Origin of the sequence: Enterococcus sp. AZ095b (assembly GCF_051714725.1) — a bacterium.
Classification (GTDB): domain Bacteria; phylum Bacillota; class Bacilli; order Lactobacillales; family Enterococcaceae; genus Enterococcus_B; species Enterococcus_B pernyi.
Genome location: NZ_JBIOSL010000001.1, coordinates 41,497 through 62,836, shown reverse-complemented (window position 1 = coordinate 62,836; position 21,340 = coordinate 41,497). Strand labels below are relative to the sequence as shown.

Here is a 21,340-nt window from a genome sequence, read left to right as displayed (position 1 = left end):
TATGAGCAAAAGAAGAAAGAGTTTCATTATAAGTGTTTTTATTATTGTAATATCGTTAATATCTGTATTTTCTTATCGAAGTTTTGCTAGTTTATCAGATGTATTGCCACTAATTACATCCGAAGAATTACAGAACAAGCTGAATATGCACGAGGATATTATGGTTTACATCGGACGCCCCACTTGTCCAGATTGTCACGAATTTGAACCGGTACTCAGAGATGTTCTTAATGATGCTTCTGAAAAAATATTCTATTATAATACTGATGAAGCTAGGAAAATTGATTCAAAGAAATTAGATGACATTGCTGAAAACTTATCTATTGATGCAGTGCCCACTCTTATAAAAATTTCTGACGGAGAAGTTATTTACAAAAAAAGCGGGAAACAAACGAAAGCGTCAATATTGGAATTTCTTCATTTCGGAGATAATGGAAAGGAGCATGAAAGTGGATAATATTGTTTTTTTCGTTGTTATTTCAATTGTTATCTTGATGTTAATTTCTTGTATTGTCCAAATTCAAACTTTAATTTTGCAGAATAGAAAAGACTTTGACGATGTACTTCACAAATTAAATGAAATGCGTGACGAATTAAATAAGCTTAAGAATTGATATAGCCCCAGAGTGTGTCATACGTTCATTAGTTACACTCTCTCCCCAAACAAGGAGCACTCGAAAATCATGTGATTTTTCGAGTGCTCCTTGTTTTTCTTTTCATTTTGGGTAGATAAGGCACTGCTTTTTTTCAATTTCATCATGTTGATTGCTATAATGAGCAAGCCTAACTGTTGTATGCCGGGGAAGTTCTTCCTCCAAATAGCGGTAATTGCTTTCTGAACCATGGTCTGCATTGGCGACCAGATAATGTGGTGCCTTTTGTGCGATCTTCATTTTTTTAATCAACATTTGTCGGCTCTTTGTCTTTTCATTATCACACTTTTATCACAGCTACTCCTTTTATTTCTTAAATTGGTTCTTAACATCTTTTACTAAACTTTCTTTTGGCATCTCAGTCTTTATATAATTATTTAAAGATTCCGCAACTGTAAAATTCGTATTGGGATATAAATGCCCGTAAGTTCCTAAAGTAGTTTGAATGTCTTCATGACCCAAACGATCTTTTACCAAAAGAGCATTCATACCCATACTAATAAGGAGAGATGCATGAGAGTGTCTTAAACCATGTATTCGTATACTGTGTACTTTTGCAATGTCAGCATGTCTTCTTATAGTATGCCGAATCGTATGTTTTTGTGTTGGAACGCTATTATATGACAATACGAATGTAATTCCACCTTGTTCATCTTGCCGTTGTTTCCTTTCATGTAAATATTTAATTGTTACATCATCTAAAGCAATCACTCGTTTACTAGCTTTAGTTTTAAGCTCAACAAATTCATAAGTAATACTATTTTCATAGTGGAGTGGGAATAGAATAATCAAAATAACTGTGAATCCTTTGTTAATGAATGGATTCACAGTTTTTTGTTTTGTAACTAATGGAATACGAAACAGGCTCTTTGTCAATAAAAGTTGGAATGAATAACAAAAAGACTGAGAGGTATCTAGGCTTCCAGTCTTAAATCATTTTTAAAGTTTCTCACTAAGCATCCCAATCACTTCAACTACCTATTTTTTTACATAAAAGGTGAATCTATACGTATCAGAACCACATTTATATCTTCTAATACTTCATAGACTTTGACCAAAACCGTGTACGAAACCGAACCTGTCACGTCATGGTGATGGGAGAGTAATTTCTCTCTTTCGATTTCCCATTCATTCGGAACCACCATTGATAGCTAGACAAGACAGACGAAACAGCACGCACACTCTACCTACTCCCATTGGTTGATGTGAAAGTGTCGTTTCGTCTTTTTGGTTGTCTCAAATCAAACGACTCTTCTAGTGTTCAACGAGGATGGAACAGCCTAGTGGATGTTCCGTCCATCCTTGTACTTTCCGATTTCTAAGCACGACTTGAACATGTGATAACCCTTCTATCTTGACCTGATAGCTATCATCTTCAGGGGTAACAGTGATCGTACCAACTGGAAACCCCCGTTGATCTACCACTTGTTGCGTCACTGTGTCAGTCAGCTCAAAGACATGTACGGTCAAGTCTTTCGTGTAGTCATATGCAGCGGTCGTATCCACGGAACCTTCAATAATCAATGAATTAGGACGGACCATGAGGGGTAAGTGGAAGTAATCATAGGTCTGTGTGTGCCATTGTTGTCCTTCATATACATGATTATCTAAATAATTCGTCCAACGTCCCTCTGGTAAATAAAAAGTGACCTTTCCTTGCTCATTGAAAATCGGTGCAATCAACAACCGTTCACCGAACATATACTGTTTATCGATCGTATGCGTCGTATAGTCTTCTGGAAATTCCAGCATAACCGGGCGCATCATCGGGATACCTGTTTGCGCTGTTTCTACCGCTTGCTCATAGATATAAGGCATCAAGCGGTTTTTTAATTTAGAAAATCGTTGACTGACCAACACAGCTTCTTCCCCAAAGTTCCATGGCACTCGATACTCAATGTTGCCGTGGTAGCGACTATGAGTAGATAGTAATCCGAATTGTGTCCAACGTTTATAAATATCCGCTGTCGCATTCTCTTCAAATCCACCAATGTCATGGCTCCAGAAGCCAAAGCCGGATAACACAAATGAGAGTCCACCCCTTAATGATTCTGCCATGGACGGGTATTCCGATAAGTTGTCCCCACCCCAATGAACTGGGAATTTTTGTGAACCAACCGAAGCAGAACGAGCAAATACGACCGCTTCATCTGGGCGTAATTCTGCTAATAATTCAAAGACGACTTCGTTATAAAGATACGCATAATAGTTGTGCATTTTTTGCGGATCAGACCCATCGTGATAATTCACATCCGTAGGTATACGTTCACCAAAATCCGTCTTGAAGGAATCGACACCGATTTCTATGAGTTTCTTCAGCCTTTCTTTGTACCAATGACGCGCTTCTGGATTTGTAAAGTCAATGATTCCTTGACCCGCTTGCCAAAGATCCCATTGCCAAACTTCGCCATGTTTATCTTTGATGAAATAGCCTTTCTCTTTACACTCTTGAAAGGCCGCCGCTTTTTGTCCGATATACGGGTTGATCCATACGCAGACCTTCAAGCCCTTCTGATGGATTTTTTCAATCAGTTGTTGCGGATCTGGAAACAGCTCGCGATTCCATTCAAAACCGCACCACTCGAATTCTTTCATCCAAAAACAATCAAAATGAAAGACATCAAACGGAATCTCTCGTGTCTGCATTTCTTCAATAAATCCCATGACTGTTTCTTCACGATAGTCCGTCGTAAAGGAAGTTGATAACCACAAACCAAACGACCATGCAGGTGGCAATGCGGGTTTACCCGTTAAATCAGTGTATTTTCTTAAGACCGTTTTCATATCGGGTCCATAGATGACATAGTATTCCAATCGTTCACCTACTACACTAAATTGTGTGCGTGAAACATTCTCCGAACCAACTTCAAATGAGACATTTTCAGGATGATTGACAAAGACACCATACCCTTGGTTCGTTAAATAAAATGGGATATTTTTATACGCTTGTTCACTACCAGTACCGCCATCTTGATTCCAACAGTCAATGATTTGCCCATTTTTGATGAATGGGGTGAATCGTTCACCTAAGCCATAGACATATTCATACGGATCTAATGACAACTGTTCCCGCATATAATGGATACCGTCACTACTTTGAATCGTGGCTTGTGCTTTTGGCATAGAAGACGTCAAAAGCTTCCCTTCCGCGAGAAAATCAATTTGGAATGTGGCGTTTTTCGCCACTCGTGCGACTAATTTTCCTGATTGAAACGTATAAAATTCTTCATTTTCTATATCGATCATGACAGAAGATGACTGTCTGTTTAGTTGAAAATGAGGGCCGATTTGTGCTTTGTCATGATGCACCAGTTGTACTTTGATAATATCTTCTCTTGGTGATTCAAAAGACAAGGTCGTCATCCCTAGGTTCAAGGTATCTCCTCTTGTCTGGATCGGTTTATAAGGCAAGAAAAGAGTTAAGTTATCCTCCTTCACTTGAGCTTCATAGACATGATTCGGGTGTTCAAGATGAAATCCTTCTTTTGCCAACCAATAGCCGTTTGTAAACTTCATTTATTTTCCTCCTACTTCACTGCGCCATCTGAAATGCCTTTTACGACATGTTTTTGCAAGACAACAAATAAAATAATAATCGGTAAGACGACGATCACTAGCGCAGCCAGTGCTAAGTGCCACTGCTTATTGAATTCGCCGAAGAAATAAAACATCTGTAAAGGAATTGTATACATCCCTGCTTTGTTGATGCTTAATGAAGGTAACAGATAATCATTCCAAAACCATAAGGCGTTCAACACGATCACTGTCACTGTCGTAGGCTTCAGCAAAGGAAAAATGACTTGCCAATAGATTTGGAAGGTATTTGCCCCATCGATCAATGCCGCTTCATCTAATGATTTCGGAATCCCTCGTAAAGCACCGTAATATAAAAAGGTCGACATACTTGTTGCTAATCCTAGATACATCACCATCAAGCCTGGTTGATTCAGCATACTGACTTGCCCAAAAAGTGAAATCAAGGGAATCATGATTCCCTGAAAAGGAATCAATAAGCCAATTGCGACAATAAAATAAAGAAATGAACTTAAGCGACTCGTGTTTCTCGATAACGCATAGGCCGCCATTGAAGAAACGAACACGATCAACACTAGTGATCCGATCGTTATCAGTAACGAATTAGCTGCACTTTTGAAAAAATCCAATCGCTCGAACGACTCGATATAGTTATCAAGTGTTAGCCCAGTTGGTAAAGTGAGTGTGTTTTGGAATATCTCTGCTTTAGTTTTGAATGAATTGATCACCACTAAGAAAAATGGATAAAACCACAGACTAGCAAGTAACAATCCGCTAAAAATCAGTAGAGACTTCTTAACCTGTCGTGGATGTTTCACTTTTGATTGCTTCATGCGCTGACCTCCTTTTTCCGTGTCAGTGAGATTTGAACCACTGAGATAATCACGATAATGACCAGAAAAATCATCGCTTTCGCCTGTGCATACCCCATTTTTCGCATTCCAAATGCTTCATTGTAGATGTTCATCGCCACCATTTGGGTGGAATTGAACGGACCACCTTGTGTCAGGGCTAAGTTTTGATCATAGATTTTAAATGCGTTGGACAACGTCAAGAACAAAGTGACGGTGAAAGCTGGCATCAACATGGGTAATTTGATACGGAAAAAGACTTGCAAAGGATTTGCCCCATCCATATCTGCCGCTTCCAGAATCTCTTCTGGAATATTGTTGAGAAATGAGATATAGATCAGCATCATATAGCCACTCATTTGCCAAACAAATAAAATAATGAGCCCCCAAAACCCCGTTTCTGGCGTGTTCAGCCAACCGGCAAAAAAATTGATACCCGTCATAGTTGCTAGACTTTCAAATGCTTTATTGAAAATAAACTGCCAAATAAATCCTAGGATGATCCCTCCAATCAGATTTGGCATGAAAAAGATCGTTCGGAAAAAAGTCGTCCATCTACCTAATTTTTGTGTCACGAACATCGCTAGACCTAAAGCCACGATGTTGATCAAAATCACACTGAAAAATGAGAATTTTGCGGTAAACAGTAAACTGTCGATAAATCCTTGATCATTAAATGCCCGAAGATAGTTTTCAAATCCAACGAATTCACCTACTGTATTGCCATTCCAGTTTGTGAGTGAGTAATACCCCCCTGTCATTAATGGAATGAACAAAACGATCGCTAACGCCAATAACGCTGGTGCAAGTAATAACCAAAAAGCTTTTGTGCGATTTGTTAACATGAGAACCCTCCTTGTATCTCGCTAGATAAAAATCAACCGATCACCGCTTACTTCCTTTCTTGTGTCCAACTGGTCTGCAAGGTATCAATAAATTCCTCCCAAGAGATTCGATCGGCTGCATACGCTTGGATCTGGACACCAAATATATTTTGTCCAAATCCATCTGGATAGGAATTATGGACCCATGGAACGGTTTTACCTTCGCTTAAATACGTATAGATTTCCTTGGATAACGGATCATTGATCGCTTCGCTCGAAAAGTTGGTATACGCCGGAATAAATTGAAACTCATCAACGATTGCTGTCATCGCCTGCTCATCCGTATACATCCACGTTAAAAATTCGATCGACGCATCAATGACTGCTTGATCTTTATCCTTATTGCCCCCCCAATACCAAGCTGGCCCCGCCACGATGTTGCTTTCTCCCGATGCTTCGATTTGCATAGGAAGAATCCCTAGTTTTTCTTTCGTGAACGTCTCATCTAAGCTATCTAATGTTGGTACGATCCAATTTCCTTGATGGATGATAGCCACCTTTTCACTGGCAAATAATTCTTCAACAGATGTACTATAATCCATTGCCTCCATTGGTTGTGCATTGTACTTAATGACCAAGTCGGTGTAGTTTTTCATTTGCTCGGCATAATCTACGCTTAATTCAGACGCTTGATAAGTCTTTTCTAAGCTGTTCTCAAACTCCGGAGCAAGAAAATTCGAACTATATTGACTGGATACCCACGTTTCTGCCCCACTAAAACCAAATACGCCTTGTAGCCCAAGTTCGTCTTTTTTACTATCCAATAATTGAACGGCTTCTTCAAATGCCTCAAATGAGTTGATCGATCCACTATCGATGCCAGCTTGTTTAAAAATATCCTGATTGATCAACCAGCCATATCCTTCGATATTCATCGGTACCCCATAGACCGTCTCGTCGAGTGTAGCCCCCTCTAATGTCCCCTCAATTGCTTGTTTTGCTAATGTCGTTTCCCCAAGATCATAGAGTTTATGTTGCCAAATCTGCGTATCTGCTAAGCCACCCAACATAAAGATATCCGGTTCATCTCCTGAGGAAAACTTTGATTGTAACGCTGCCGTCGCATCAGTTCCTCCGCCAACCGTCGTCAAGTTGATCTTGATTTGCGGATGGTCTTTCTCGAAATCCTCCACTAAGGCATCCATTTGCTCGGCTGTTTCTGTCTTGATATTGAAAATCTCTAATGTTACACTACCATCATCTGAAGACCCGCTTTGTGCCGTCCCGCAGCCAGTAATTCCAAACACCATGATAAAAGCAAGTATTAAAAATCCTCGTTGTTTCTTCATGATTATTCCTCCTCCTCTTATTAACAAATTGATTATATTGATATTTACAACGGTATGTAATCGCTATCTTAATCAAAATACCTTGTAATATTGATCAAAATGGAGGAAATGTGATGTTTAGACCAAACGATATTTTTACCCCCAATCCTAGTCAACAAGATATTGATACCACGCTAAAGGAAATGACCGAACATGGGGATAGTTTGTTTCCAATTGCCGTTCACTATACGAATCACCCAACCCATCAGGAAAATATGATCCACCCCCATTGGCATCGAGAACTAGAGATTCTTTATGTCTATCAAGGACTCATGGAAGTCAAAATAGAAGGAGTAACTTACGTTGTTCACGAAGGAGAGGTTATGTTTATTCCTGCGAATCAATTACATGAAGCACTCAATCATCAAATGAATGCCTGTGCATTTTTTGCCATCGTATTTGATGCTTCATTCATTGAAAGTCGCGTTTCTGATCATATTCAGCAAACTTATCTTGATCCATTGCTCCATTCACCAGAACAAGTAGCGATCCATTTTACAAATGATTGCTCAGATATTTTGGAGATCCAACAACTTGTTATCACGATCATTGATACATTTGCCTTGAAAGAATCTCGCTTTGAACTGACGATCAAAGCACAATTATTCTTACTGCTCAAACATTTTTCGCGCTGCAGTACTCAGGTAAATCCTACAAAATTAGTTGCTAGTAAAAACAAACTCAACACCTATCGCTGTAAAAAAATCATTCTATACCTTGAAGAAAATTACCAAAACACCATCACTCTTGAAGCAATCAGTCGTCATATTGGCTATAGCAAAGAGCATTTCTGTCGTTTCTTTAAAAAACATTTCCGTATGACTTTTTTTACGTATCTAAATCAAATGCGCATCAAAAAAGCCGAATACCTGTTACTGCATACTGAGTTGAAAATCATCGATATTGCCTTGGAAGCTGGTTTTGAAGACGCGAATTATTTCAGTAGCCTTTTTAAACGTGAAACCCAAATGACTCCGTCAAATTATCGAAAAAAAAACGCAAAAAATCATTGATTTTGCGCTTGATTCGTTAGTTGAACAATGGTTACGAGAAAAGATCTATTCTAAAACAGCAACATCTTGTATAGACGATATCTTTGATTTATTTGTCAACTCTTCTTACTTTCACTGTCAATAGAAACTAATTCATCTTGTTTCGCTAATTTGAAATATTTTCTTATCGTATCAGCTATATTCCACTCACGGAATAAGCGACTTTGTATTTCACTTACTTTGCGAACTGAGCTGAAAACAATAATGTAAAGGAAAATTTATCTTTCTATATAATTAGATATAAGAGACAATACAGTTGATTTAATATCAACAAGCGTATATACGGTATATACAAAAAGAAAAGGGGAGGGTGAAGAATATGGCAATTGAAGAAAGAAAATTTGGATAATTAAGTAGTATGAACAATTTCAAAGGCGTTTCTCAAAGAAAACGGGTTACATCCTGAAGATATAATTTTTTAGATTTTTAGATAAGGAAAAACTTCAAGCAGCAATTCAAAAAAACAAAGCTTAACTGATGAGATGGATGTATTAATATCTCAAGCATCAACAGAGTACGATCCTGCCTTTCAATATCTTGTTGGTAAATGATTATTCATTTTTTCATCAAAGTGGTAATGATAATTCGTCCATTATCTACTAATTGTATTTTTTAGTAGATATGGTATAGTTGTTTTAACGAAAAGGTAATTCATGATACACCAAAAACCACTAGCTGGCGGGCTAGTGGTTTTCTTTTACGTTCTATTCAGATTAAAGGTAGGCTTACTGTCTTTTTTGGCAATAATTTTGCAATCAAGCCATTTACAGATGTAATGCGCGGTTACTTCTGCTACGATTGCAAAAAACATATCGAAAAGGTAATTCATAATACAACTTCCTCCCCTTGCCAGAATAGGCCAGGGTAGCAGACAGCATAAATATCATACCCTAACTGAAAATCTCATTTTAGTACATTTCTATATATATTGATAAACCATCACAATAAAACATACCCTGACTAAAAGAAAAACTCTTATTAAACTTAATATAACTTGTAAAATATCCAACTGTATAGAAAACGTAATTTTCTATACAATTAAAAAGGTTAAATTAATTACTAAAAAATTATATTATAAGCTTTATGTTATAATTTTAGAAAACACATTAGGAGATGTATTCTATGTTTTTCTGGCCTATAGCCTTACAATATTTCATATATACAATTTGTATATTACTCATCGATTATCAAATAGTACATAAATCTCTTTTTCTAATTGTTACTTGTTTAAATGCTATCTTATTAAGTGTCTTGTACCCACTATTTGGGATTTTTTCTACACTAATAGCAATTTTTATGTTAGCTATGATATTCCATTGTTTATCTTCATCACATCGACCCTTAGTATATGCTTTAACTTTGGGATTATTATCTTCCCTACTAGGAGATCATCTAGCAAGTATAGGAGATTTTATAGTATTTGGTTCTCCAGTGATCGAACCCGGAGACAGCTCGCAATACTTTCATATTGCGCTTTCAGCTCTTTTGTCTTTTATCCTTGCTTATAGTTTTAGAAAATCTCTTGATAATTGGTCTTATGTAATTGATTACCAAATAATCGGTACAATCGGTGTATTTATTCTTTCAACTTATTATATTATTATCTTATATACTCGTTTTTCGGGAGGAAATCCGGAAGTTCTTGCATTAAATACTACTTTTTTTATTCTATATCTATGTATTGGTTTAATTATTTTTATTTATTATTGGAAAATTTCAAATGCAAAAATGGAAGAACAATTATTAGAACAACGAATCCAGCTACAACAAGATTATATAAGAGATATTGAGAAAAATTATCAAGAACTTAGGGAATTCAAGCATGACTATCAGAATCTATTATTTTCGATGAATAGTTATATTATTGAAGAGGATCTGGAAGGACTACAAAAATATTACGATCAAAATATACTTCCTACACGTGAGATAATGAATCTTACCCCAGTAAATCTTAGTTTATTAGATAAAATAAATGTACCGGAAATAAGAAGTTTATTGTCATTAAAATTGATGATGGCAATAGAGAAAAGTATCTCTCTACAGATAACCATACCTGAAGAAGTAAAAATTGATTCCAAGCATACGGTTAATTTAGTTCGTATACTTGGTATTGTCTTAGATAACGCAACAGAAGGAGCTGCTGTGACAAAAAAGAAAAAAATCGAATTGTTAATTTTAAAGAAGAAAAATTCGTTAGTTATTCGAGTAGTTAATACAACTATCAATACACTACCACTTAACCAATTAAAACAAAAGGGTTTTTCTACGAAGAGCAATCCTAAAAATGAAGGACTGGGTCTGCATATCCTGGATAATTTGGCAAAAACGAACCCTTATCTATTGATTGAAACTTCAATTGAAAATCAGCGTTTTTCTCAAACAATTTATATACAAACACATTAAAAGGAGCTTTTTTAATGATTCCAATATATATATGTGAAGATGATCCGAAACAACTGGAGATGATAACTACTGTCATAAAGAATCGAATCATGATTGAAAATTTAGGCTACTATATCCATTTCGTTACTTCAAATCCCCAAGATTTACTCACAAGTGTTCAAATAAATACATCTCCTTTTGGTATTTATTTTTTAGATATCGAATTGAAGGACAGTGAATTGAATGGGATTGAACTCGGTAAAAAAATTCGTGATCTTGATCCATCTGGTAAAATAATTTATGTCACTTCTTATACTGATCTTTCGTTGATTATTTTGAAAAATAATATTGAACCCACTGATTATATTATCAAGGAAGATATTTTACATTTGAAAGATAATATCGAACGTATTTTAAGTAAGCTATTTAAAGATCTTCAAATAGCTCCTTTAGAAAAAGAGATGTTTAAAATCGAATTCAACGATGAAATCAAATTTTTACCTGTTAAAGATATCCAATACTTTTCTACTTCTCCTGGTGTACCTCATAAATTAGAGGTACATCTCCCTTATAGTCAATTCCAGTTCTATGGCAACATAAAAGAGATTGAAGATAGAAACCATCACTTTATTCGTTGCCATAAATCATTTGTAGTAAATACCCAGAATATTCAAATGATTAATAAAAAAATACGGGAAGTTACTTTAGAAAACGGGGACATTATTCCAGTATCCATTCGTGGTCTGAAAAAACTAATTACTTGAAAATTAAATTCAATTGACTATTTATATAAAATACCACACAAACTGAAGTGATCGTTCAGTCTGTGTGGTATTAGTAATTTCAACAAAAGATACTTTATTCAATAAAAAATTTTATTATTTAGAGACTAATATTGATATATTTCCACGTGAATTAATTCAAAAAATAAATTGAATAATTTAATATAGTAGCAAATATTACCCATAGATAATAGGGAATCATCAATAGCATAGCTTTCCGACTATTCATCCACAATTGATAGAGTAAAATCGTTAAGAAAACTAAAAGTAAGCTGATATCAATAGCTGCAATAAAGCTATTCTTCAAATTAAAGAATAATATCGTCCATAAAAAATTACAAATAAACTGAATCGCAAATAGGATTAATAATCTGCCCTTCATTTTTGTAGAAGGTAGATTGATTATTAAATACAACGCGCCTCCCATCATAATATATAGAAGGGTCCACATCGGTCCGAATATCCAGCTAGGCGGTGCAAATGGCGGTAACTGTAAAGAATAATAATAGTCTCCTGGGTTGCCACTAAAAACACTTGATAAAAATCCTAACCCAACGATTCCTACAAGACATAACCATAAACGATAATCTTTTAAATAATTCATGTTTGAGAAAATTCCTTTCTATTATTTAATCACTTTCTATCAACTTTTTTTCATCATCTTATCTTTATTGAGTAGAAACTTCAGCGGTTAAATGATATATATTTCTTTTAACTTATTCACAATATTTACTTTATTCTCTTCATATCCTTCATTCCTTTCTTTAAGAAAATTATAATATGAATATAAAAGGATAAGTTATTTTTTTCATAAAGTGTTCTTTTTAGAGCATAATCGTATTTTACTCAAAATTTTATTCATTAAATATGAATTATCCTACTAAGGATAAATTATATATATTGATGATTTATGTAAGTTCAAACTTGAACCTTCTAAACAAACTAAAACGAGTTTCCCTGAATTTACTCCTATACAAAGAAAGGAAAGAGAACGATTCTCTTTCCTTTAATTACCAGGAACTGCACTTAATTCCCATGTCAGCTTGGTCGAATAACTAGTTGCTTCTGGATTTGTCCCTCCAGGGACATAGAGACTGACACTTTTATCTGCCGTTTGTTGATCCCCAAAACGATAGATCCACGTTCCTGTACCAGATTCTCCGTTTGCTTGTATGAGTACTTTCCTTGTATTTGGTACGATTCTTTGTACAGGTTCTTCCTGTAGTTCAGGTTTAGTCCCGCCTTGTGCAGTCACTAGTTCTTGATTGAATAACTGGATTTCAGACCCAATCAATTCATGTCCGCTTTCATTACGGAATTGTCCGTTCTGAGTAACTGATAATTGCCATCCATTGCGCTCATTGGCGGCACGACGGTCACTGATCTGTACATAGTTTGGACGCTCTTTCGTCTCGTTAACCGTTCCATCTTCATTTAATAACCGTTGTGGTTGGGCGTAATACGTTTGATCACTAACAGATATTTTTTGTGTCTCAAAGTTAAATTGGGACACAAAATCTAGACTCAAACGTCCTTGATCTTCTGGGATTTCTGGTTTATTCTCCGGTTCAACTTCCGTTTCAGGATCTAATGGATCCACAGGTGCCACCACAATTTTTTCCTCTACCATTGTACTAGCGGTATCATTTTTCCCATTCAAAAAAGCATAGGCTGTCACGGTATTTCCAGCAGTGAATCGTCGATCTTCCGGTAATTCATAGCGATAATCCCCATTTTCATCCGCCGTTGTATGATACTTTTCACTTTCAGAAATATCAGGCGAAGGAATAGAGCCTGCAGGAATCGCCGGATCTCCTGAGAAGCGGATCACACTATTAGGATTCGCCTTTCCAGTAATCGTATGAGAATTCACTTCCTTCGGATCTTCTGTTAACGGATCAATCGTGACTTCGACATCTGGAATTTTTTCAAATAAAACCCGTTGGACATTTTGCGTAGTGAAATATTTTTTAAAACTATCCGCTGTTTCTTGTGGAATAGAAGAAACATCATCGTTAATCCTAGGTACAATTCCTGTATAGCGTAGATTCAAATTGAAGATAGGTGTCCATGAATGATCAGGTATCTCTTCAAAATTTCCTCTTGCCCATTGTTTCACTGATTGGACATCGATATCTAATAGACCGGTACTTCCTGCGATATTAATCAATCCGTTGGCGGTCGACGTTCCGGCAATCGTTCCAGTTCGTTCCAAATTGACTTCTTGAGCATCAGAAAATTCAAAAGTTGACCCAGCAGAAGCGAAGTACATCAAATTTTGATCATTTGAGGTGCTGTCACTTTTTATATTCAAGGTGGCATCTTTGCCGATGGATACCGTTGCATTTCCATTAACATGTAAAAGATTCGATGGTGAGGCAGCCATTTCAGTGGCAACAATATTCAGTGTACTCCCGCTTTCTACTAGTAGATTACTTCCTGCCGCCATCCAAATAATATTATATAGGGCACCATTAGCATTCGCCTTTGTTCCTTGAGAATCGATGGTAAGGACGCCTTTTTCTTTTATTCTGAGCGATGAGTTCGCAGTACGTAAAGAAATTGCTGATCTTAGATTTTGTGGTACTAAGTTCAGCTTTGCACCCTCATCTATTTCAACACTGCCTCTTCGAACGAGTAAACTTGTTCCATCAGCTTCGCCAGCATTTCCTTTTGATACAGCATTTAAAGATGAATTTTTTTCCATTCTAAAGTTGTTATTGGGGTGTACTACTCCTCCTAAATCTAAATTACCTGCGCTAATTGTTTCTAATTCAACCTCAGCATCTTCAACTATCGTTAAATTTGAAGCATAGATATTCGTTTGATCTAGTGCATTGATGCGCCACGTACCAAAAGAGGAAGTATACTCTGATACTTGTTTACTACTTGATTTACCTGAGATTTTAATACTACTGTAAGGTGAATGAATCAGTTGATTTCCGTAGTTCGTAATATTATGGTAAGTGATCTGACTAGCAGTTTGATTCGTCACGTTCAAATCATTGAAAGTCAACGGTCCATAATAGTTTCCGTGGTATATCTCTAAATCTTTTAACGCGATATTCCAAGGAGTTGAAGAATTAGCCGTAATATTGTTAAAACATAAAGTGATTGCGCGAAAATCAATTTGATGGCCATTTCCTTCGACCGTTAGATTTCTAGAGATATTAGCTACATTAAGATAAACAAATGCTGTCCCACCATTAGGATTATTCGTTCCACCTGTTGTAATATCCGTTAGATTGAGTCTAGGATTATCTGGTGTTTGAAAATCAGAAACAACATTAATCGTTGTTATTGACGGATCTACAAATGCACGGATAAACTCTTCCCAATTCGCCACATCTTGAACACTCGCTTCTTTTGTTGACCGAGCGCTTTCTGTTACTTGTTCTGGATCATTTTGCGAAGTATCTGTGGTTGATGATTTTTCATCACTTGATACACTCGCTTCTTCTTCGACTGTTGATTCTTCGGTCTTCGCTGTTTCTTTTTCTTCCGAGGAAGTGACTTCTTGTTCACTAGTTTGTTGGCTCTCCTCTGCTTGAATGTTAAGCGTCATTTTTGATTCTCCGACAGCTATCTCATAGGCTCCTGCTTTTTCTACAACTAGTGGAATGGAAAAGATCATTTGTGGAGAATTCGTCCGTACTTGCCACTGGCTTCCTTCTATATTGGTGAACTTAATGTTGGCAGATTGCTTGTCTTCTACGATACTGACTCTCTCTGGGAGATTCAACACAAACTCGGAAACTTCTTGACTGGCATGTGCGACTAATTCAAACTGTTTATTTACCATATGTGGCTCTTGGCTCTCTTCAAATGAAAATATAGGACCGTTTGTTTCCGTTGTACTGGCCAGTGGATCCTGCAATTCTGATTCTCTCGATAGTTCCACAGAATTCTCAATGGCAGATACCGGAATACTCGTTGAAATCACTGGGAAAAAGAACGAAGGAAAACAAAGAAGACTAACACTTACCACGACCAAGATTTTTTTAATTTTCATCTCACTGGTCCTCCTTATTTTTAGCTCTTTGCTTCTTAATAAGTAACCAAACAATAATCAACAATAAGAAAAGAATCAGGATGACCGCGGCAACGAGCCACCAATTAATACTCGTATCAATTGTGACATCTTGCTGATTCAATGCTCGGGCTGTATCTGCTTCAATGGTAAATTTCCGTTCCCATTGCCATTCCTCTTCTCCTGAACGTGCCGTCATTTTCAACACGTAGTCGCCACTTCGAAAGCGATCCCCTTCTAAAGAGATGGGGAAGTTGAAATTAGAATTAGGTGCCATTTGCATCTGTTCTTGCTTAGCTCGATAGAGAATATCGTTCTCCCCTTCTTTTTGTACCGTTGCTTCTACTTCTAAATGATTGACAAAGGTAGGTGTAAAGTTCTGTAAGTTCGCACTGATCACATTGCGATAGTTGAGTTGATCGGCAAAGACATCCAATAAATCTAAATCAGGTTTTACGGCAGAGCGATCATTACTCACCACCACTCCTACGACATAGGCAAATTCATTTTTGATCGCCACTCCTTCTCCACTTGTTTCTGTTTCCTGTGGCTTTTCTTTCACCTCTGCAATTCTTAAGCCTCCCGCTAAAAATCCTGAAAATGCTTCTTTAGGCATATTTAGCGTGACTTTGACAGTCTTCGTTTCGTTTCCTGCAAGCTCAATAGGGACTGGGGGTTCAATTAAGTCTGCCAAAGAATAGGGTAAGGTTGGGTCTGCTTTTTCGGCATCTTTACCATATTCCACCACTCCTTGGACATTAGTAAATGCCGTATGAGCCGTGATTTCAATTGTCTTTGCTTGATCATTAGCATTTTGAATTTTCAGTGTCAATTCCTCTGTACTTCTAGGTTCACTGTTAAGGTCGAAGTAACGGCCACTTCCTTCTACTTGACTCTCTGGAAACTCTGGTGTGACATAAAAACTTAAATTTTCTTCTGCAGAAACAAGAATTGGAGAGAACAAAAACGCTAACATAATAAGTAATCGTCCACTCCATTGAATCCTCCTCTTTATTTGATATATCGTACTTTTTATCATCAAACACACTCCTTCGATGTTTCATTCAAAAAAGCAGCGCTACATATTATGTAACGCTACTTTAGTCATGTCCCTAATCCATCATTAGATACACCAATCTATTAGGCTCCTACATCGCTACCTGGTGTAGTCGTTAATTCCCATGTCAATGTTGAGGTATAGGTGGTCGCGTCTTTGGCTGACGCGCCGGGTACAGATAATTGAATGGCATTGTTTGTCACAGGTGCTTTTGGATCTGCCTCAAATTGGGCATCTAAGTCTGCTTGATTTCCCCAAACAACAGATGAACGCCCCGCTCCTTTACTTGACTCAGCGGTCATAACTGAAACTGCACCACTATTAGGCAACAATTCCAAATTATTTGCATGTGCAGCTGGAGCTAACTCCTGATTGTTCCCCGTGTATTGAATTTGGGGATCCTTTAAAGTGACTTTGGCTCCTCTCAAGATAGCGTTTTGCGTATTTTCCGCTTGAAAGTCACTTAGACTGACTTTCAAATCCCAGCCTGCATTGCTTCCTCTAGTATCAGAAACTTGTGCAAAACTGATATAAGGAACTTTATTTTCCTCACCAGTCGTCCCGGTCTTCTGTTGTCTTTCTGCTACCATATTGTACGTTTGATCTTGATTTGAAATCACTTGTGAACCAAAATTCATTGTCGCAGCCTTTACAATTGACAAAGGACCCGTGGTTCCGGGTACTTCTGGTCCAATCTCTACATCTGGTTCTTCTACTGGTGGAACAACGATTTCTGGTTCGTCTGTACTAGGTGTAAATTCGATATTTCCGTTGGTCGTCACTTGACGAGTCTCGTCGGCAAACGCAGAAATCGCTCCTCCGGCGAAAATAGTAGTTGATAATGTTGCAATGGTTGCTAATCTAACGAATTTCATATATTTAAATCCTACTTTCTTTGATTGTTTTTTTCTTTTTGTTTTTTCCAAAACCAAAAGCCAAGTATGACTACGATGATCAGGATGCCCAATATTTTCCAAGCACTCATCTGACTCTCGTTCGTTTGAGGTAATTTTTTATGTTCACTCTTTCGCACTTCTGATGGTGATTGAACAATTTCTTCGGGAAAGCTTGGTTTTACCTCAACTTCTGGTGCTGGCTCTGGTATTCCTGGTGTTTCATATACCCCAGTAAAACCAATTGTTCCTTCAGTTTCCACCGAGTGTACTTCTGTCCCATAAACAACTAGTGGTGCATAAACTTGAATCAATACTATACCTATACTTAATATGCATCTTTTTAAGTGTTTCATACCCCTCCTCCTATATTCTTAGATGTCTCAAAAATCTTCGTTTTAAGGACAGCACAAAAAAAGACATCTGATACCATCAGATGTCTTGAAAAAGTGATTAGATTAGGTTCCCTATTTATAATGATAAATAACGAATTTAAATTACTAAAAACGAAGGTTTTTGAGAATTAAAAGTTAAGCCAATAACTATTATACATGACTTACACTTACATCATACTATACCAGAAATATTTTTCCAAATAAAGTGATATATTTCTTTGGTCACTTAAAAAATACTGGGCCATAAGAACTAACTCAATTCAGAAAGATTCCTCTCTAGTTTTAAATAGCGATAAAAAGTTGATTGTTTAATCCCAGTTTTTTTACAAACTTCTGAGACAGATAATCCTTTTGTAAGGTGTAATGAGAGTGATTCTTGAAGAACGTCTTGATCTATCTTTGGCCGGCCACCAACCTTACCTCTTGCACGTGCAGAGTTTAATCCTTCAAGGGTCCTTTCAACAATAATATCTCGTTCAAATTGACTAAAAGCTTGGAAAACAGTGATCATTAATTTTCCCTGAGGAGTTTGAGTATCAAAATTTTCTTTTATACTGATTATTTTAACTCCTTTTTTTTCAAAAAAATAAACAAGGTTAATTAAATCTTTTGTGCTACGTCCAAATCGTGAGAAGCTTTCAATGACTATTTGATCACCGGTCTTTACACGTTTTTTTAGTTTATTTAGTTCTGGACGACTTGCACGGACACCACTGATTTTTTCAGTATATATTTTTTCGCAATGATAAGTTTCTAATAAATCTAACTGTCGCGAAAGATCTTGTTGTTTAGTTGAAACTCGAGCATAGCCGTAAATTTTTCTAGTCATATAATTCCTCCAATAAGTTATCTAATAAAAAACTCATAATTATCAATAATATATTTATAGAATAGATATGAGTAGAGCCAATTATACAATGACTTAACTGTAAAAATGACTACTGTAATAAAAAAAGCATGCAACGAGTCGCTTATGGTTATCATAACTTTCTAAATTACCATGAATATTTTCCTTGATCTAGGGCTTAGTTTGCCAAAATCAATTCAGAACAAAAAATAATCAATCGAAGTTTACTTCTACTTCGATTGATTAACTTTAAATTAGCATCGATTCCTCGAATTCGACTTTAGCTTTTTTGAAATCAAAGTACTTTTCAGATATCAAATCTTCGTAATCGTTTTTTTCTACCTGTTAAAGCTTCCAAGCATCTCTAGCTCCTGAGGACACTGGAATATCATTTGATAAGTCGTATAGTTGAAAAAAGACCTCATTTTGTACAATCGTCATAATCAGAAAAGATACAAAGGCCCAAAGGATTTAGTTTATTCAATAATAAAGTATTGGTATGAAGCATTAGTAAATTCTTGAGTAACTCAATATTTCTACCTCCAAATTAAAGTCCTCTGTGGCTTAATACTCGCTGTTCATGATTATTGATCAATCGATAGGCATCCCCTTTTTGTGGATCTGTCATCATATGACGAATTTTCCATTGTCGTCCTTCAATTGGATTAGCTAATGGTCTCGCTCCTACCAGTCTATCACTATTTTGATCACAACCGGACAAAGAATGTAAATTTCCATATTGAATCCCATTAACATTTACATAAGGTAGTTTACTTTGAACTATGTGGGTACCTGACGCATCATCATACTTCAAGATTCATTTTCGTCTATCATGTTCAGTATTCTTAGTCATTTTAACTTCATCCCAATTTGTCTCCCATATCCACGTGAGAGCATAAGAAGGATCATCTACACTTTTAATTTTTATTTCTCTGTTATCAAATAGTTCTCTATAGTCAATTCCACCATTAGCTGATACAGTACCTGCATCTACATCATTACCTCCGGAGAATAAGCCGAAACTTGCACATGCCGCTGCACCTAATAAAAATTTTACACTAATTTCATTTTTTCTTTCCCATCTCGTTTGTATTGATAAATACTATTTGTATACTATTGCAACATGTTTTTTCTTAAAAGAAAAAACATCAAAACCAAGATATTCTAGGGGATTTATCAGGCAATGGATTAGCTCCTTGAGACATAATACCGTTTATCGTATCAAAAAAAAAGATCAAAAACTTTTTAAGTTTTTGATCTTTTTTCTTATGATCGATTTATTCTACTTCATACGTTGCTAATACTTGCAACGAATTCGATGAACCACCAGGTGTTCCACTGCTTAATTCAACTGAGATTACATCGCCAGCTTTATAATCAATTGTTTTACTAACTTTTACGCTGTCCTCTGCTCTTTCACGTACCGATGCATAATAAACTTTGCCTTTATGGATTTCTGCGACATAGGCACCATTTTTACGAATGATCATTCGGTTGTTCCCTTCGAAACTTGCACGATCAAAATCAACGTCTAATCTGTTTCCTGATAATTGAATATTCTTCACCGCATGTTCTAATAAAGAAGTGTCCACTGCTAAATCTTCTTCTAATGTGATCGATTCTAACAAGCGCTTGCCTGTTGAGCTGTGACCAGGTGAATTTGGTGCGGTATAGACTTCGATTACTTGTCCTTTGACACCGGAAATGCTACGACGTACTTGAGTACCTTCATCGGTTTTGCTTGTAAATGAATAGTAAGCTTTACCTTTATAGGTTTCAAAATGATAACGACCATCAATATAGACCATCAATCGTTCTGAACTGTTGAAACGTTCTGCATCTAGATTTAAATACGCATAAGCTTCACGATCTTGTGTTCCTACAGTCAATAAACTCGTTTCTGTTTTTTCTGGTTCTACTTGAATATTGTCAAATTTTGCCCAGCCATTTCCTGTTGAAGAGAAACGAATAATGTATGTATTGTCTGTTTCAGGTGTAGTAAATGTAAATTCTCTACGTGTCCAGTTTTCATTGTTGTGTGATGTTTCTTCTAACGAAATAAAACCTTCATCATGATTCATCGTACCAAATTCAACTTTTGCTGGAAAATCAGCACTACCTGCTACATCATAGCCAAATGTATAGGTCGTGTTTGGTTTCAGTGCCAAATATTGATGAATGTTTTCTCCATAAGTAGCAACTGCATATTTATTCCCGCTTAACTCTTCGATTGTTGGATTCTGTGTACCTGGACTAGAAACGATCCAATGGTTCAAACCCTCATTGAAATCACCGTTTTTGATCGTCAACTGTTCTTCTACCTGATTACTGATATTCGCCGAATCACCTGTTGATTGACTTGCCGCAGATGTCACGACTGGTCCTCCTAACGAAAGAAGTAACATGCTTGTTGCTGCAATTTTTTTCAAGTTGTTTTTTTTCATCTCAAGCTCCTTATTGATAGCGGATAGTTCGTTATACAGTAAACCATAAAACATAATCTATCTCGCTCTTTAAAAAGAATAACTGATAAATATCTCAATAAGAAAACACTTTTTTCTGGAAAAATATTTTTATGGAAACATAACGATGAACAAAAAAAAAGTAATGGATAATAACCGCAAAAAATCAACAGTCCACTAAGTTTATCGA

General features: G+C 36.4%; 19 protein-coding genes. 5 read left to right on the top strand and 14 right to left on the bottom strand.

Annotation, left to right across the window (positions count from 1 at the left end):
* The first annotated feature begins 1 nt into the window (after nt 1).
* Complete coding sequence (locus IGJ99_RS00280; RefSeq protein ID WP_080674300.1) at nt 2-457, top strand: thioredoxin family protein; 456 nt, start codon at nt 2-4, stop codon at nt 455-457.
* Complete coding sequence (locus IGJ99_RS00275) at nt 450-614, top strand: hypothetical protein (RefSeq protein WP_023518887.1); 165 nt, start codon at nt 450-452, stop codon at nt 612-614. Before IGJ99_RS00280 ends, IGJ99_RS00275 begins: the two co-directional genes overlap by 8 nt.
* Nucleotides 615-716: 102 nt before the next feature.
* On the opposite strand, the gene IGJ99_RS00270 is transcribed toward IGJ99_RS00275, so the two are convergent.
* The 6 genes from IGJ99_RS00270 to IGJ99_RS00245 all read right to left on the bottom strand — a co-directional run bounded on the left by IGJ99_RS00270 (nt 717) and on the right by IGJ99_RS00245 (nt 7,211).
* Nucleotides 717-908, bottom strand: coding sequence for a hypothetical protein (locus IGJ99_RS00270; protein WP_153829991.1), 192 nt, complete (start codon nt 906-908; stop codon nt 717-719).
* A gap of 51 nt (nt 909-959) precedes the next feature.
* Nucleotides 960-1,529, bottom strand: a complete 570-nt coding sequence (locus IGJ99_RS00265) for a tyrosine-type recombinase/integrase (protein ID WP_080674299.1) — start codon at nt 1,527-1,529, stop codon at nt 960-962.
* 378 nt (nt 1,530-1,907) lie between these two features.
* Nucleotides 1,908-4,169, bottom strand: coding sequence for an alpha-xylosidase (gene yicI, locus IGJ99_RS00260; RefSeq protein ID WP_438770435.1), 2,262 nt, complete (start codon nt 4,167-4,169; stop codon nt 1,908-1,910).
* 11 nt (nt 4,170-4,180) lie between these two features.
* A complete protein-coding gene (locus IGJ99_RS00255; RefSeq protein ID WP_019722785.1) occupies nt 4,181-5,020 on the bottom strand; it encodes a carbohydrate ABC transporter permease in 840 nt (279 codons plus the stop codon).
* Nucleotides 5,017-5,883, bottom strand: a complete 867-nt coding sequence (locus IGJ99_RS00250; RefSeq protein ID WP_023518883.1) for a carbohydrate ABC transporter permease — start codon at nt 5,881-5,883, stop codon at nt 5,017-5,019. The genes IGJ99_RS00255 and IGJ99_RS00250 overlap by 4 nt, the downstream gene beginning before the upstream one ends.
* Nucleotides 5,884-5,930: 47 nt before the next feature.
* Entirely contained in the window at nt 5,931-7,211 is a 1,281-nt protein-coding gene (locus tag IGJ99_RS00245) for an ABC transporter substrate-binding protein (protein ID WP_438770433.1), read from the bottom strand.
* Nucleotides 7,212-7,324: 113 nt separating this feature from the next.
* Here IGJ99_RS00245 and IGJ99_RS00240 point away from each other — a divergent pair, with 113 nt between their 5' ends.
* The 3 genes from IGJ99_RS00240 (at nt 7,325) to IGJ99_RS00230 (ending at nt 11,448) form a co-directional block, all read left to right on the top strand.
* Nucleotides 7,325-8,263: an AraC family transcriptional regulator gene (locus IGJ99_RS00240; protein WP_023518881.1), complete on the top strand. Its 939-nt coding sequence runs from the start codon at nt 7,325-7,327 to the stop codon at nt 8,261-8,263.
* 1,161 nt (nt 8,264-9,424) lie between these two features.
* Nucleotides 9,425-10,705 (top strand): GHKL domain-containing protein, encoded by a 1,281-nt coding sequence (locus IGJ99_RS00235; protein WP_438770431.1) that lies wholly within the window; start codon nt 9,425-9,427, stop codon nt 10,703-10,705.
* 14 nt (nt 10,706-10,719) lie between these two features.
* Nucleotides 10,720-11,448: a LytR/AlgR family response regulator transcription factor gene (locus IGJ99_RS00230; protein WP_023518878.1), complete on the top strand. Its 729-nt coding sequence runs from the start codon at nt 10,720-10,722 to the stop codon at nt 11,446-11,448.
* 151 nt (nt 11,449-11,599) lie between these two features.
* Here IGJ99_RS00230 and IGJ99_RS00225 read toward each other — a convergent pair whose 3' ends face one another.
* From IGJ99_RS00225 to IGJ99_RS00190, 8 genes are all read right to left on the bottom strand, one after another.
* Nucleotides 11,600-12,070: a TspO/MBR family protein gene (locus IGJ99_RS00225; protein ID WP_409173690.1), complete on the bottom strand. Its 471-nt coding sequence runs from the start codon at nt 12,068-12,070 to the stop codon at nt 11,600-11,602.
* A 402-nt stretch (nt 12,071-12,472) separates the two neighbouring features.
* Nucleotides 12,473-15,478 (bottom strand): WxL domain-containing protein, encoded by a 3,006-nt coding sequence (locus IGJ99_RS00220; protein WP_409173689.1) that lies wholly within the window; start codon nt 15,476-15,478, stop codon nt 12,473-12,475.
* Between the two features lies 1 nt (nt 15,479).
* A complete protein-coding gene (locus IGJ99_RS00215) occupies nt 15,480-16,535 on the bottom strand; it encodes a DUF916 and DUF3324 domain-containing protein (RefSeq protein WP_409173688.1) in 1,056 nt (351 codons plus the stop codon).
* A gap of 101 nt (nt 16,536-16,636) precedes the next feature.
* On the bottom strand, nt 16,637-17,428 hold the full coding sequence (locus IGJ99_RS00210; protein WP_226075960.1) for a WxL domain-containing protein: 792 nt from the start codon (nt 17,426-17,428) through the stop codon (nt 16,637-16,639).
* A gap of 11 nt (nt 17,429-17,439) precedes the next feature.
* Nucleotides 17,440-17,802, bottom strand: coding sequence for an LPXTG cell wall anchor domain-containing protein (locus tag IGJ99_RS00205; RefSeq protein ID WP_224434392.1), 363 nt, complete (start codon nt 17,800-17,802; stop codon nt 17,440-17,442).
* Nucleotides 17,803-18,091: 289 nt separating this feature from the next.
* The gene (locus IGJ99_RS00200) at nt 18,092-18,670 is read right to left on the bottom strand and encodes a recombinase family protein (RefSeq protein WP_224434391.1); all 579 of its coding nucleotides are present in this window, start codon (nt 18,668-18,670) and stop codon (nt 18,092-18,094) included.
* A gap of 565 nt (nt 18,671-19,235) precedes the next feature.
* Nucleotides 19,236-19,409 (bottom strand): hypothetical protein, encoded by a 174-nt coding sequence (locus tag IGJ99_RS00195; RefSeq protein WP_153830001.1) that lies wholly within the window; start codon nt 19,407-19,409, stop codon nt 19,236-19,238.
* A 556-nt stretch (nt 19,410-19,965) separates the two neighbouring features.
* Entirely contained in the window at nt 19,966-21,132 is a 1,167-nt protein-coding gene (locus IGJ99_RS00190) for a carbohydrate binding domain-containing protein (RefSeq protein WP_224434390.1), read from the bottom strand.
* Between the last annotated feature and the right edge of the window lie 208 nt (nt 21,133-21,340).

Excerpts from the sequence above, each read along its gene's own strand:
- IGJ99_RS00270 (WP_153829991.1), bottom strand. The coding sequence starts at position 908 with ATGTTGATTAAAAAAATGAAGATCGCACAAAAGGCACCACATTATCTG.
- IGJ99_RS00245 (WP_438770433.1), bottom strand. The coding sequence starts at position 7,211 with ATGAAGAAACAACGAGGATTTTTAATACTTGCTTTTATCATGGTGTTT.
- IGJ99_RS00225 (WP_409173690.1), bottom strand. The coding sequence starts at position 12,070 with ATGAATTATTTAAAAGATTATCGTTTATGGTTATGTCTTGTAGGAATC.
- IGJ99_RS00235 (WP_438770431.1), top strand. The coding sequence starts at position 9,425 with ATGTTTTTCTGGCCTATAGCCTTACAATATTTCATATATACAATTTGT.
- yicI (WP_438770435.1), bottom strand. The coding sequence starts at position 4,169 with ATGAAGTTTACAAACGGCTATTGGTTGGCAAAAGAAGGATTTCATCTT.
- IGJ99_RS00255 (WP_019722785.1), bottom strand. The coding sequence starts at position 5,020 with ATGAAGCAATCAAAAGTGAAACATCCACGACAGGTTAAGAAGTCTCTA.
- IGJ99_RS00250 (WP_023518883.1), bottom strand. The coding sequence starts at position 5,883 with ATGTTAACAAATCGCACAAAAGCTTTTTGGTTATTACTTGCACCAGCG.
- IGJ99_RS00210 (WP_226075960.1), bottom strand. The coding sequence starts at position 17,428 with ATGAAATTCGTTAGATTAGCAACCATTGCAACATTATCAACTACTATT.
- IGJ99_RS00240 (WP_023518881.1), top strand. The coding sequence starts at position 7,325 with ATGTTTAGACCAAACGATATTTTTACCCCCAATCCTAGTCAACAAGAT.
- IGJ99_RS00200 (WP_224434391.1), bottom strand. The coding sequence starts at position 18,670 with ATGACTAGAAAAATTTACGGCTATGCTCGAGTTTCAACTAAACAACAA.
- IGJ99_RS00280 (WP_080674300.1), top strand. The coding sequence starts at position 2 with ATGAGCAAAAGAAGAAAGAGTTTCATTATAAGTGTTTTTATTATTGTA.
- IGJ99_RS00205 (WP_224434392.1), bottom strand. The coding sequence starts at position 17,802 with ATGAAACACTTAAAAAGATGCATATTAAGTATAGGTATAGTATTGATT.
- IGJ99_RS00190 (WP_224434390.1), bottom strand. The coding sequence starts at position 21,132 with ATGAAAAAAAACAACTTGAAAAAAATTGCAGCAACAAGCATGTTACTT.
- IGJ99_RS00230 (WP_023518878.1), top strand. The coding sequence starts at position 10,720 with ATGATTCCAATATATATATGTGAAGATGATCCGAAACAACTGGAGATG.
- IGJ99_RS00215 (WP_409173688.1), bottom strand. The coding sequence starts at position 16,535 with ATGATAAAAAGTACGATATATCAAATAAAGAGGAGGATTCAATGGAGT.
- IGJ99_RS00220 (WP_409173689.1), bottom strand. The coding sequence starts at position 15,478 with ATGAAAATTAAAAAAATCTTGGTCGTGGTAAGTGTTAGTCTTCTTTGT.